The organism is Polynucleobacter sp. JS-JIR-5-A7 (assembly GCF_018687935.1).
Classification (GTDB): domain Bacteria; phylum Pseudomonadota; class Gammaproteobacteria; order Burkholderiales; family Burkholderiaceae; genus Polynucleobacter.
The window spans coordinates 1,714,209-1,726,847 of record NZ_CP061308.1 but is presented as its reverse complement, the minus strand read 5'-3'; the positions used below and the strand labels follow the sequence as shown (position 1 = coordinate 1,726,847).

Below are 12,639 nucleotides of genomic sequence, written 5' to 3'. Positions count from 1 at the left end.
AAAAGAAAGGCTGCCGAAGCAGCCTTGTATTGGCATTAATGCAAAATCAGCAATTACGCCTTTTTAGCGTAAGCAGAGCACCAGCCCTTAGCTGAAACTTGCTTGCCAGCAAACAAAGAACAGCCACCAGCAGCAGAACCAGCAGCACCTTGATACAGGGCGCAGTTGCTACATTGTTGGCCAGCAGCATATTTAGCGTACTTAGCTTTATCTACTTTAGAGGCATCAGCCTTGTAGCCCAAAGCGGCAGCTTGTGGATCAGTTTCAGCAACCATTGCTTGGGCTTGAACCTTGCTGTTTAATGCCAAAGTAGCAGCACCAGCAGCTGACATGATCATGAATTGACGACGGGTTGGTTTCATATATTTCTCCAGGTTAAATAATGCATTTATAGATAAGACTCAAAGCAACTAAAAAAGTGAAAACAGAAAAGATTTGTTGGACTCTTGGGCCACTAATATTTTTTTCTAAGACTTTGCCAATTAGCAGACCCACTAGAGATCCAATGGCAAATGGAGCGGCAATCGAAAAATCTAAAATGCCTGACGCTAGCGATATTGCTGCACCCCCGGCAGAAACCATAGCAAGGACACCCAATGATGTAGCTACGATTGCCTTCATTGGAAGATCTGTAAACTTCTTAAGAGATGGCACGATAATGAAGCCGCCTCCAACCCCGAGTAATCCTGATAAGAAGCCCGCACAGGCGCCAGCAAACATCAAAGATCTGGCGCAAGGTACTGTCCAAATTAATTTCCCAATTGACATATCGAGCTGGCATGGCGGCGGCTTAGTCAATTCGGGTGCTTTACCGGCAATCGTTTGAGTGGCCTGAATGAACATTCTGCCTGCGACGTAAATTAATACTCCACTAAACAATAATAGCAGTGGCGTATTCGGAGCGCGTTGTGCAACCCATAAACCCACGGGGGAGAGGATAAGTCCAAAGAGCGCCATAAACAAGGCAGCCTTGTAACGCAGAACTTTGGTCCTTAATCCAATGAGTGCACCGACCCCAGCAGAGAGGGCAATAGCAGTCAGGGCAATGGGGCCGGCTTCCGAGATCGGCATGTGAAAGGCAAACACGAGCAGGGGCACCGAAAGAATGCCGCCCCCAGCTCCAGTAAGCCCCATCAGTACGCCAATGAATACTCCAAGCGCTGGAGCAATTAACATATTTTCCATTTGTTAATTTTCAAATGGACGAGCAAGCCACTCTCTACCTTTAAGCATGGCATTCCAATAAAGCCAAGGAAGCACATCTTTCTTTAAGATCCATGCAAGCTTAGTGGCTTTAAGTGGATTGATTAACCATGGGAATGTTGGCAGGAGTTTTCCACCAAAGCCAAATTCTGCAAGGACAATTTTTCCCCTCTCGACGGTAAGAGGGCAGGAGCCGTAACCATCATACTTAAGTGGCATTGCTTGATGATGTTTGTGTGCTAATAAGTTCTCAGCAACTACAACAATTTGTTTTCTGGCAGCAGCAGCTGTTTTAGAGTTTGGCGATGAGCAACAGTCACCCAAACCAAAAACATTTGGATAGCGAGTATGTTGCAAAGTAAATTGATCAACTTCTACCCAGCCTGCTGTGTCTGCTAAGGGGCTTCCTTTGACGCAATCCTGTGGCCCTTGAGGTGGTACGACGTGGAGCATATCGAATGACTTTTCAACTTGTGTTGTATTGCCATCAGCATCTTTGACTGCAAAGGTCGCTTTCTTGTTGGGCCCATCAATTAAGATCAGATTGCAATTAAAATTTAATTGAGCGTTATATTTTTTTACATACTCCATTAAAGGTGGCACGAAGTCTGCAACACCGAATAAAGCTGCGCCAGCATTGTTTAGTTCCACTTCAATATTTTTGAGTTTTCCTTGTTGCTCCCATTCATAGCAAGATAAGTACATTGCCTTTTGTGGAGCTCCTGGACATTTAATTGGCATCGGCGGCTGTGTGAAAATTGCCTTACCTGATTTCATTTGCTGAACTAACTCCCATGTGTAAGGGGAGTAGTCATAGCTATAGTTTGAAGTCACACCATTTTTCCCAATACTTTCTATCAAGCCTGGGATGGCATTCCAATTTGTTTTTAACCCTGTTGCTACTGCAAGATACTTATATTTAATTGGGTCTCCATACGAAACATTGACTTCATTCGCATCTGGGTTAAATCCAATAATTTTGTCTTTAATCCAAGTAACGCCTTTGGGTATGACATCTTTTGTATTTCTTTTGCTATTTCGAACATTAAACGCGCCTCCACCCACCAGAGTCCAGGAGGGTTGGTAGTAGTGATGCTCTGATGGCTCAATAACACCAATTTTTAGTGTTTGATCTCGGTTTTTTAGGCTTGCAGCCAGACCCAAGCCTGCCGCACCACCACCTGCAATTAACACGTCATATTCTATATTTTGATGTTGATTACTCATCTTTGCGTACTTCCTTGGCCAATGGTTATAAAGGGATACTGCTTATATTACTTAAAGTTATATGTATATAATGATTAGTTATTATCATATTTTTACCAGCATTATTAAATAATTGCACCTAGAAATTTCACTTAGGCGAGATAGAGATGAACCCTGTTGTAAAAGGCTTTTTTGATAAAGATACCTGGACCGTGACTTATGTTGTTTATGAAAAACCAGGTACTGCTTGCATCATCATTGATTCGGTTTTGAGCTATGACCCAAAATCAGGGCGTACACATACCAAAATGGCGGACGAGGTTATTGAGTTCATTAAAAAGAACGACCTCAAGACGGAATGGATTTTAGAAACCCATGCACATGCTGACCACGTTACTGCCGCTCCATATTTGAAGTCTAAATTAGGGGGTAGGGTAGCAATAGGCGATCATATTTCAATAGTGCAAGGGGTATTCAAAGATATATTTAATTTGGAAAATTCATTTGCGATCGATGGATCACAATTTGACCATTTGCTAAAGGATGGTGAAGAGATTCATTTTGGCAACCTAAGCTTAAAGGCGTTATTTGTTCCGGGGCATACACCCGCATGTATGGCATATCAGGTTGGCGACGCTATTTTCGTTGGCGATACGATGTTTATGCCAGATGTTGGTACTGCTCGTTGCGATTTTCCTGGGGGAGATGCACACGTCTTGTATCAATCCATGAAAAAGATTTTGAGTTATCCCCCGCAGACACGTTTATTTATGTGTCATGACTATCCTCCTAATGGCCGCCCAGTTCAATTTGAAACTACCGTTGCGGAAGAAAAAAAATCCAACATTCATATGCATGACGGAATTTCTGAGGATCAGTTCATTGAAATGCGTACAAAACGTGATGTGACTTTGGAAATGCCAGTCCTTATTCTTCCAGCAATTCAAGTCAATATTCGGGCTGGTGAATTTCCTCCAAAAGAATCAAATGGTGTTTCCTATCTAAAGATCCCCATTAATGGTATCTAACTCCCCATTAGGAGCGCAGCCTTACTTATAGAGTTTTAGATGAATGGAAGCCTCGTTAAGGCAAATAGGTGTCAAATCAATCCTACTCATACATACGTATATACACATGTATGTATCTCTAATAATCAGTTAGTTTGATGTAGATCAAAAATCTTGCTAATTTTTTGTAAATTAACTTGACTTTGGCTGCGTATTCAATAATATATTAAATTATATATTATTATTTTATTAAATGAGAGAAGCCAAGATGGTTGAAAACACTAAGCTAGATAGGCCGGCGCCCTATATGAATCCCTTGTTAGCCGGAATTCTTCTGGGTATGGTTCTGCTAATCACCTTTGTGGTCACGGGTCATGGCCTTGGGGCTACAGGTTTTACTACACGCCTTACTGCCTGGATCGGTATGTATGTTGTTCCAGTAGCTACCAATTCAAATGATTACTTAGGTGGAATGGTAGAAGAGGGTAAGCCACTTAATGCCTGGATTACTTGGCAAGTGATTGGTGTCGCCATCGGCGCATTGCTATCGGCATTTTTAGCTAAAAGAATTCATATTCAATTAGATGGGAAAAAATTTCTAGGTGGCTCTAAGCGTCCAATGACTGCTTTAGTTGGCGGCATCTTGGCGGGCTTTGGAGCACGAGTAGCTGCAGGTTGTACTAGCGGTCTTGGTTTGTCTGGGGCAGCGGTACTGAGTTTGGCGGGATTTACCTTTTTGGGGACATTCTTCGCAGTAGGTTTAATAGCTAGTCGATTCTTGAAAGAGGAGAAATGAGATGAGTGAAATTCTATCGGGCCTTCTTTTAGGTGCAGGCTTTGGGTTTGTGTTGGAACGTGCTGGATTTGGTAACCCCAATAAATTAACTGGCCAGTTCCGTTTAACAGATTGGTCTGTATTTAAAGTGATGTTCACAGCCATTGTGTTTGCTGCAGTAGGCCTATTAATTCTAGAAAATGTTGGACTGGTAGATGCAGGTAGCTTATTTGTGCCGCCAGCATTTTTAGGTGCAGCAGCACTAGGTGGGGCTTTAGTCGGTGCTGGCTTTGCGATTGGCGGATATTGCCCAGGTACATCAGTAGTGGGCTTGATGTCTGGGCGTATTGATGCGGCTATATTCTTGCTCGGCTTAATGCTTGGCACAGTATTGTTTGCGGGCATTTATCCCAGTATTGAATTCTTAACCACCCTAGGTGAATACGCAAAAGCCGACGCATTACCAGAGGCCTTCAATATCTCAGGTTTATCAATCGATATTGGCATGGTCATTGCAGCAGTTGGTGTATTTGTATTGGGCTCTTGGATGGAAAGTAAATCCAAAGGCCCTGTGAGTTCACAAGTTTAATTATTTAAAAGGAAATATATGTCTAAGAAATCTACTGTAGCAGCATTAGCAATGGCCTTAGCTGGTTTAGCGGCAGCTCCGCTAGCACACTCTGCTGACGCACCGACAACACCAGCAGGCGCAGAGCAAAAGAATCCTTGTGGACCAAAAAAAGAGGCGGCTAACCCATGCGGTCCTGCAAAGAAAAAAGCAGCCAATCCATGCGGTCCAGCCAATCCTTGTGGCCCTAAAAAGCGTAAAGCTACAGAGTAATTGTAAAAATGCTAATTCAATCTAATCTTTGGTTGGCTGCTCAAGAGCTAGCAAGTATTCAAATGAAGTACGCGGAGTCTGGGCGTACTTTAAGTGAAGCTGCTTTATGCGGTGCCAAGGAATTTGTTGAATGGCAACATTACCCCACAAATGACTTGGTAGATGAAGTGAGTGGATATGAGTTTTATTACCATGCACATTCTGCTGATGAGATGCCCAATGGGGAGCATGGTCATTTTCATGTGATTAAGCGTGATACAAAGAGCTTTCATCACCTGATTGGGATTGCATTAAACCCAAAGGGGTTGCCAACCCGTCTGTTTACTACTAATCAGTGGGTGACAGGTGAAGAGATGGCAGATTCAACAATAGTGGTGAGGTCCATTCAGGGATTTGAAATGGTTACAAAAGGTCGCATGGCTCTAGTAACTAAGTGGATTAGCGCTTTAATCAAATTATTTACTACAGAGATTGAAGATTTGATTTTGGAGCGAGATCAAAAGATTGTGCAGCTAGTGGGTAAGCAGGGCAATCGAGGGCTTGTGCTGAATTCAAAAAAGCATCATGTATTGACCGAATGCAAAATTGATCTGATGGGACGTCTCTCAGACCATTTGTTAGTTGTAAATTAATAGGGGAGTAGAGATGAAAAAAATTCAATGGCTTTTAGCATTTGCCTTAACCGGCTTGGTGAGCCTAGTTCAGGCAATCACTTTGCCTGGTCCTGTAGTCAGTGCTGATTGGTTGTCCAATAATCTATCTGATGTTCAAGTAATTGAAGTGAGAACAGATTTGGCAAGTTATCTTAGGAACCCGGAATTTGATACAGATAAAAAAACTGGTAAGAAATTCCTGGTAGAAGTGGGCGGCCATATTGCTAATTCAACACTCCTAGATTTTAAGAAAGTTCGTGTTGAGCGCTTAGTAGATGGTAAGAAGATTAAATTTTTGATTCCTGAAAAAGCAGATTTTGAGAAGTTGGTTCAATCCTTAGGAATTAATTCTGATAAACCAATTGTTCTCGTTCCTATTGGACAGGATATGTCTGATATAGATGAAGCATTACGAACTTATTGGTCATTCAAAGTATATGGCGAGGATCAAGTTGCAGTATTGGACGGCGGAATTGCTGGCTGGCTGAGTGAGGGCCGTGAATTCACTACAGCTAATTCTCCAAAGGCCGCAGGTAATTGGGCTGCAAAAGCTGAGCGTAAGGAGCTAGTCGCTAGTTCTGATGATGTAGCTGCAGCATCAAAAAGTGGCAAGCCACAGTTATTGGATGCTCGCCAGCCTGCTCAATACTTAGGTCTTGCAAAACGTCCTGATGTGCTGACCTTTGGCCATATTGCAGGCTCTAAAGAATTGGCCCCAGAGTTATTAGCAAAGCCAAGTAATGGCGCTTTGTATTTCTGGCAAAAGAAAACTTATGACGCACTTCTGGCTGCTAATGGTTTAAGTAACAAAGGCCCAACAATCGCCTATTGCAATACTGGACATTTGGCTGCTGGCGGTTGGTTTGTGATGTCAGAGCTAGTGGGCAATAAATCTACTAAGTTATACGATGGCTCTTTGTATCTTTGGACGCTTGAAGGTCGTCCATTGGTCGGCGTTCCACTGAACTAAGAGCTCAAATCATGCCAGTGCTTAAGGACAGTATTAATCTAGAGAAGATGCAGTCATCAGCAGACGATGCTTGTCGTTTGATGAAGGTGCTCTCAAATAGAGATCGTATGCTGTTGCTGTGCCAGATAAGTCAGAGGGAGATGTGCGTTGGTGAGCTCGAGGAATGTCTTGATATTCATCAGCCTACCTTATCTCAGCAACTCACCGTTCTTAGAAATGAAGAGCTGGTTCAAACCAGAAGAGATGGTAAGCAAATCTACTATTCACTTTCTAATCGGATTGCTTTAGAGGTGATGAATGTGCTTTATCAAAATTACTGCAGTAAATAACCAAAAGGGATCTTAATATGAAATGCAATGTCGGTGGTGTTGATCGTATGTTACGTATGGTGGTTGGCTTGGTATTAATTGGTCTAGCCGTAACCGGAACTGTTGGTGTATGGGGTTGGATTGGTGTTGTGCCGCTAGCAACTGGGTTATTTAAATTCTGCCCGGCTTACACATTGTTAGGAGTAAATACCGGAACAAATTGCAGTTGAGATCAACTACTCTATTTTCAATATGCTAATGGGAATTTTGTATTAAATACGATTAAACATATATACGCATATACGCATATACGTATATATGCAAACATACAGATATTTAATTAATCCTGGTTTGTATTGTTAGTGGTTTAACTGAAAATAAAAAAACCAACCCGAAAAGGTTGGTTTTTTTATGCCCAATACAAAAGCCGGGTTCATTGATCATTTAGGCAGAAGAATTATCTCTCCTACGCCAGAATGATCATGTTTATCCCCATAACTACGACTAAATTCAGCCTGAGCAAATTCTCCAGAGCAGTGACCAGCAGCAACCCTTTCAATAGCCCATTTGTTTTTGAAGTTTGAAACAATCTGAGTGATTTGTTGGTCGCTTACGTCTACAAGATGTAGTCCACCAGCTAGGGTGTAAATTTTTGGATCAATTTCGGCAGCAGCGGCTAATATCTTTTCAACGCCAGGGTGAGAGCAGCCAACGATAACAGCGAGACCTTTAGGAGTCTTAATGGCTAACGAAAGTTCATTTAATTCCATTGTCCCTTTATTTTCAGATATGGTTTTAAATAGATAAAAACCAGGCAATACTTCTGTAGGTTTATCAATCAATGTGATGTTTGCTGTCGGCCAAGCCGAGTCAACTTTGTACTTATCTTCATACTTACCATCAAAGTAATGAAGATCATGCGGAACATCATCAACTTTTCTAGAGATAAGCTTACCAAGTGGGCTAGCCCCATTAATGGGATTGCCAAATGAACCTGGCTCGGTAGGGGCGTAAAACTGAACTTTAGGGTTTTGCTCTAAAACAAACTGTAAGCCAGAGGTATGGTCACCATGACGGTGTGAGAGCACAACAAAGTCTAAGTTCTTAAGATTAATTTTTAGCTTTTTAACGTTGTCTGCAAAGACCTTATATTGTCCGCCTGTATCAAAAAGTATTCGTTTTCCACCATACTCAATTAATGCGGCATAACCCCAGCCGCGACCCAGATCGGAGGGTTTTCCGAACGCATCGTAAATAATTGTGATTTGTGCTGATTTGCTATTTTGTGCAAACAAAAAACTTGGCACTCCAATTACGCTTGAGGCAGCTAGAGCCTTGAGAATTAGCCGACGATTCATGATTTCTCCTTAGCTCATACCAGGCATATAAATTAATTTCAGCACAAATTCCAGCTTACTCTGAGATCGATCTTTCAATTTACTTTGATCCCTTTTTCCTTGAAGTACTTTAAGGCGCCTGGATGGTATGCAACTGGCGTCGCATTGGCTTTTTGAGCATCTAACTTCACGTTCCTATATTCAGCATGAGAGCGAACAAGTTCCAGTTGATTGTCAAAGATTGCTTTCACAATCTTGTATGCCTCATCATCAGACATAGTAGCGTTAACCACTAATAAGTTTGCAACAGCAGCAACATTGTTGTCTTTAGCCATGCCGCTATAGGTTTGCTTGGTAATGACAGATGGGAAATACAAGTTACCGTACTTTTTGTTCATGGACGGTACTTCAGCGGAAGTATCAACCATAACAATTTTCATGCCTGGGCTGTTTGCTAAATCCGTTACTGCTGCAGTAGGTAAGCCACCCACCCAGAAAAATGCATCAATCTTGCGGTCTTTTACAGCGTTTACAGATTCAGCAACACTTAAACGCTCGCGCTTCACATCTTTATTGGGATCTATACCGGCTGCCTCAAGTAGACGAAACGCCATTACTTCTGTAGCACTTCCAGGGGCGCCTGTACTGATGCGCTTACCTTTTAGGTCTGCCATTGTTTTGATGCCAGTAGATTCAACTGTAGCAACGTGCATGAGATTTGGATAGAGGATAAGTAGGGCGCGAACATCAACCGGTTTATCTTTGAACTTATCAGCGCCAGATTGAGCATCTTTTGCTGCGTCCGCCATCGAAAAACCAACGTATGGCTTGCCAGTACCTACTAGCTTTAAGTTATCTATGGATCCGCCAGTTACTTCAGCGGTAGCCGACATTCCAGGCCACTTTGCTTGAGAGAACTGCAGCAAGACCGCCACCCATTGGATAGTAAACACCACCAGTTCCACCGGTTGCGATCGACAGATTCTGGGCTTGTGCACTCGCCCATAAAAAGCTGAGTGATAGTGCAATAACTTTAAGTAGTTTCATTTTTAGCAATCAAATGTTTTTTAATGCCATTAATCTAACTGAGCGCCGGATTTCTTAACTACCGAAGTCCACCGAACAACGTCAGCACTTACCTGCTTACCAAAAGCTTCACCATAGAGGTTCGGGGTATCAGAACCATTTTTCTCCCAAATTGATTTGAGCTTTGGATTGTTAAGCGCCTTTTGGACTTCGGCAATCATTTTGTCTACGATAGGCTTTGGAGTGCCTGCCGGTGCAAACATGGAGTACCAAGTAGATACGACGTAATCAGGCAAGCCAGCCTCTTGGAATGTTTGCACATTTGGAATTGCAGAGGATCGCTTAGTTGAGGCAACAGCGATTGCTACTAATTTCCCAGCGTTGATTTGTGGTGCTGATGTCGCTAAACCATCAAACTCTAAGTCAATCTGGCCTGCAAGCAAATCATTCATTGCGGGACCAGCGCCACGATAGGGGATGTGAGTAATGAAGGTACCCGTTTGAATCTTGAAGAGTTCACCAGCCAAATGGTGGACAGTACCGCTTCCAGCACTAGCAAAGTTATATTTGCCAGGATTTTTCTTCATGAGTTCAATGAATTCTTTAGCATTGCGAGCACTCACACGTTGTGGGTTAACCACCAATACCTGAGGAACGTTTGCCAACATCGCCACTGGGATAAAGCTCTTCTCAATATCGTAATCAAGATTTTTATACATTGAAGGCGCAATAGTGTGGTGTGAGGCGCCAATGAACCAGGTATAACCATCTGGAGCTGCTTTTGCAGCTACTGAGGCCCCAACAGTACCACCAGCACCGCCTCGATTATCGATAATGACTTGCTTGCCTAATTGCTCTGTGAGCTGCGCAGCAAGAGGCCTTGCAAAGGCGTCTGTCCCGCCGCCAGCAGGAAAAGGGTTGATAAAAGTAATATTTTTATTCGGCCATTCTTGAGCCAGGACCATTGATGGCATTGATCCGAGTAAAAGGATGTTTCCAGCAAATAAACATACCTTTAAAAGAACTCGCTTCTTTTGATTTGTGTAGTTTTTCATTGATAGGTCCTGTATTAGTCTGAGATTTTAGATTTACGGATGATAGGGCCCCACTTATTGATTTCCGCTTCTAGATGCGATTTCAATGCTTCGGGGCTTACTTTATTCATCGCGACAATATCAATATTCGAGTCATTGAGGCGCGCCTTTACGTCTGGATCATTTAGCGCCTTTTTAAGTGCTGCATTAATCTTTTCTAATATTGGGGTTGGGGTGCCTTTAGCAAGGTAAAGCCCATGCCATACCTTTACATCAAAACCCTTTAATCCTTGCTCATCAAGTGTTGGGACGTTTGGTAAGGCCGCTAATCTCTTTGGTGTTGTAACCCCATAAACCTGTACTCGCCCATCTTTTACGTATGGGATAGTTTGAGTTGTTTGGTCACACAGTAGATCAACTTGACCACCCATCAAATCAGTAAGGGCTGGTCCAGTACCTTTATATGGAATAGTTGTTAACTTGACGCCTTCGCGGCTCATAAAAATTAATCCACAAAGTTGCGAAACAGCTCCGGGCCCAGCATTAGCCATAGTCACTTTTTCTTTATTTGCTTTGATATATGCCTCAAGCTCTTTAAAGTTCTTTGGAGGGAAATCTTTGCGACCTAGCATGAGCATCGGAACATCAACGACTTGTCCAACATAGTCAAAATCCTTCATTGGATCGTAAGGTAACGAATCATAGAGTGCAGGGGCAGTTGCCATTCCCATGTGATGCAGAAATAGGGTGTAGCCATCTGGTGTTGATCTTGCCACCTTGGTTGCGGCGATTGTTCCACCGGCTCCAACCACGTTTTCAACAACCACAGTTTGACCAAGTGCCTTACCCATGGGGACTGCGAGCAGCCTTGCTACCGCATCAGTTGGGCCTCCAGCCGCGAAAGGAACAATGAGTGATATTGGTTTTGTAGGGTAATTTGATTGAGCCTGGGACGCGGTGCTAAATGCCATCGAAAATAGCGCTATCAATGAGATACCACTTTGAATTAATGTATGTTTTTTCATGTCTCGTTCTATTGAAATAGTTATGATTCTCAGATGATCTTTTGCTTTTTGTGTTAATGCCTGCAGGTTTACCCTATGTTAAGGGTAAATACCGAGTCATTTATCGATCTTAAAGATAAGAATCAATAGTTGGCATTCCAAACTAGATTTTCAGCTAGCCACTAATCATAGGAGATTTAACGTGAAATACTTGTTAAAAGGTGCTTTGATTTCTACCGCATTAGCCCTCGGCTTCACTGGTACTTCAACTGCGTTTGCAGCATGGGAACCAAATAAACCCGTTGAATTCATTATTCCTGCCGGCCCTGGTGGTGGCGCTGATCAAATGGCGCGGATGATCCAAGGCATTGTCACTAAAAATAACCTTATGAAGCAGGCCATTATTCCTGTGAATAAGGGCGCTGGCGCTGGCGCTGAAGGCTTCTTGGCAATGAAAGAAGCTAAAGGTGATCCTAATAAGATCATCATCACTCTCTCGAACTTATTTACTACTCCATTAGCAACAGGCGTTCCATTTAACTGGCAGGACATTACTCCAGTAGCCATGTTGGCATTGGACCAATTTGTGTTGTGGGATAACGCTGAAAAGCCTTACAAGACAGCCAAGGAATACATCGATGCAGCTAAAGCAGCTGGTCCTGGCAAGTTCAAAATGGGTGGTACCGGATCTAAGCAAGAAGATCAGATCATTACAGTAGCCCTAGAGAAGGCTACGGGCGCGAAGTTCACTTACATCCCATTTAAAGGGGGTGGCGACGTTGCTGTTCAGCTCGTTGGTAATCACATTGATTCTTCTGTGAATAATCCAATTGAAGCAGTGGCTCAATGGCGTGCAAATAAATTACGTGCATTGTGCGTATTTGATGACACACGTATGCCATACAAAGAGAAGGTTACTGATACTCAGTCTTGGTATGACGTACCAACCTGTAAAGAGGCTGGAGTATCTACTGACTACGTCATGTTGCGCGGTATTTTCATGGCTCCTGGCGTAACTCAAGAACAGGTTGATTTCTATATCGACTTATTCAAGAAAGTTCGCGCTACACCAGAGTGGAAAAAGTTTATGGCTGATGGCGCATTCAATCAGACATTCATGACTGGTAAAGAGTTCAGAAACTGGCTCACATTGAATGAAGCTTTGCATAAGCAGTTAATGGCTGAAGCAGGATTCTTGGCAAAGTAACTTATATAAAATCTTACAAGTGAAGTTTAAATGCCGCTGACTTTAGCGGCATATTTTTAAGGGAAATT

Annotated in this window: 17 protein-coding genes; 9 read left to right on the top strand and 8 right to left on the bottom strand. The window is 42.7% G+C overall.

Translation table 11 applies throughout. The features are described from left to right. Nucleotides 1-53: 53 nt before the first annotated feature. The 3 genes from AOC29_RS09045 to AOC29_RS09035 are packed head-to-tail and all read right to left on the bottom strand — an operon-like array spanning nt 54 to nt 2,430. Nucleotides 54-362 carry a high-potential iron-sulfur protein gene (locus AOC29_RS09045; protein ID WP_112205049.1) on the bottom strand — a complete coding sequence of 103 codons (309 nt, stop codon included), beginning with the start codon at nt 360-362 and terminating at the stop codon, nt 54-56. A 13-nt stretch (nt 363-375) separates the two neighbouring features. Then, on the bottom strand, nt 376-1,185 hold the full coding sequence (locus AOC29_RS09040) for a sulfite exporter TauE/SafE family protein (RefSeq protein ID WP_112205047.1): 810 nt from the start codon (nt 1,183-1,185) through the stop codon (nt 376-378). A gap of 3 nt (nt 1,186-1,188) precedes the next feature. Then, nucleotides 1,189-2,430, bottom strand: coding sequence for an FAD/NAD(P)-binding oxidoreductase (locus tag AOC29_RS09035; RefSeq protein WP_215295670.1), 1,242 nt, complete (start codon nt 2,428-2,430; stop codon nt 1,189-1,191). 146 nt (nt 2,431-2,576) lie between these two features. On the opposite strand from AOC29_RS09035, the gene AOC29_RS09030 reads away from it, so the two are divergent. The 8 genes from AOC29_RS09030 to AOC29_RS08995 all read left to right on the top strand — a co-directional run bounded on the left by AOC29_RS09030 (nt 2,577) and on the right by AOC29_RS08995 (nt 7,193). Beyond that, a complete protein-coding gene (locus tag AOC29_RS09030) occupies nt 2,577-3,437 on the top strand; it encodes an MBL fold metallo-hydrolase (protein WP_215295669.1) in 861 nt (286 codons plus the stop codon). A 247-nt stretch (nt 3,438-3,684) separates the two neighbouring features. Beyond that, nucleotides 3,685-4,212, top strand: a complete 528-nt coding sequence (locus AOC29_RS09025) for a YeeE/YedE thiosulfate transporter family protein (protein ID WP_215295668.1) — start codon at nt 3,685-3,687, stop codon at nt 4,210-4,212. 1 nt (nt 4,213) lies between these two features. Continuing rightward, nucleotides 4,214-4,780, top strand: coding sequence for a YeeE/YedE thiosulfate transporter family protein (locus AOC29_RS09020; protein WP_215295667.1), 567 nt, complete (start codon nt 4,214-4,216; stop codon nt 4,778-4,780). 18 nt (nt 4,781-4,798) lie between these two features. After that, the gene (locus tag AOC29_RS09015) at nt 4,799-5,032 is read left to right on the top strand and encodes a hypothetical protein (RefSeq protein WP_215295666.1); all 234 of its coding nucleotides are present in this window, start codon (nt 4,799-4,801) and stop codon (nt 5,030-5,032) included. Between the two features lie 8 nt (nt 5,033-5,040). After that, nucleotides 5,041-5,664 carry a hypothetical protein gene (locus tag AOC29_RS09010; protein ID WP_215295665.1) on the top strand — a complete coding sequence of 208 codons (624 nt, stop codon included), beginning with the start codon at nt 5,041-5,043 and terminating at the stop codon, nt 5,662-5,664. Nucleotides 5,665-5,677: 13 nt separating this feature from the next. After that, nucleotides 5,678-6,655 (top strand): sulfurtransferase, encoded by a 978-nt coding sequence (locus tag AOC29_RS09005; RefSeq protein ID WP_215295664.1) that lies wholly within the window; start codon nt 5,678-5,680, stop codon nt 6,653-6,655. An 11-nt stretch (nt 6,656-6,666) separates the two neighbouring features. Continuing rightward, nucleotides 6,667-6,984 carry a metalloregulator ArsR/SmtB family transcription factor gene (locus AOC29_RS09000; RefSeq protein WP_215295663.1) on the top strand — a complete coding sequence of 106 codons (318 nt, stop codon included), beginning with the start codon at nt 6,667-6,669 and terminating at the stop codon, nt 6,982-6,984. A gap of 17 nt (nt 6,985-7,001) precedes the next feature. Continuing rightward, on the top strand, nt 7,002-7,193 hold the full coding sequence (locus AOC29_RS08995; RefSeq protein ID WP_215295662.1) for a DUF2892 domain-containing protein: 192 nt from the start codon (nt 7,002-7,004) through the stop codon (nt 7,191-7,193). Between the two features lie 210 nt (nt 7,194-7,403). Here the strand turns inward: AOC29_RS08995 and AOC29_RS08990 are convergent, their stop codons facing one another. The 5 genes from AOC29_RS08990 to AOC29_RS08975 form a co-directional block, all read right to left on the bottom strand. Further along, entirely contained in the window at nt 7,404-8,321 is a 918-nt protein-coding gene (locus AOC29_RS08990; RefSeq protein ID WP_215295661.1) for an MBL fold metallo-hydrolase, read from the bottom strand. A 74-nt stretch (nt 8,322-8,395) separates the two neighbouring features. Continuing rightward, on the bottom strand, nt 8,396-9,193 hold the full coding sequence (locus AOC29_RS08985; RefSeq protein ID WP_251369980.1) for a TAXI family TRAP transporter solute-binding subunit: 798 nt from the start codon (nt 9,191-9,193) through the stop codon (nt 8,396-8,398). Further along, nucleotides 9,177-9,347, bottom strand: coding sequence for a hypothetical protein (locus AOC29_RS11365; protein ID WP_251369979.1), 171 nt, complete (start codon nt 9,345-9,347; stop codon nt 9,177-9,179). Before AOC29_RS11365 ends, AOC29_RS08985 begins: the two co-directional genes overlap by 17 nt. 29 nt (nt 9,348-9,376) lie before the next feature. Beyond that, entirely contained in the window at nt 9,377-10,381 is a 1,005-nt protein-coding gene (locus tag AOC29_RS08980; protein ID WP_215295660.1) for a tripartite tricarboxylate transporter substrate binding protein, read from the bottom strand. Nucleotides 10,382-10,395: 14 nt separating this feature from the next. Continuing rightward, entirely contained in the window at nt 10,396-11,385 is a 990-nt protein-coding gene (locus AOC29_RS08975; protein ID WP_215295659.1) for a tripartite tricarboxylate transporter substrate-binding protein, read from the bottom strand. Nucleotides 11,386-11,590: 205 nt separating this feature from the next. Between AOC29_RS08975 and AOC29_RS08970 the strand changes: the two genes are divergently transcribed. Then, nucleotides 11,591-12,571 carry a tripartite tricarboxylate transporter substrate binding protein gene (locus AOC29_RS08970; RefSeq protein ID WP_251370112.1) on the top strand — a complete coding sequence of 327 codons (981 nt, stop codon included), beginning with the start codon at nt 11,591-11,593 and terminating at the stop codon, nt 12,569-12,571. The last annotated feature ends 68 nt before the right edge of the window (nt 12,572-12,639 follow it).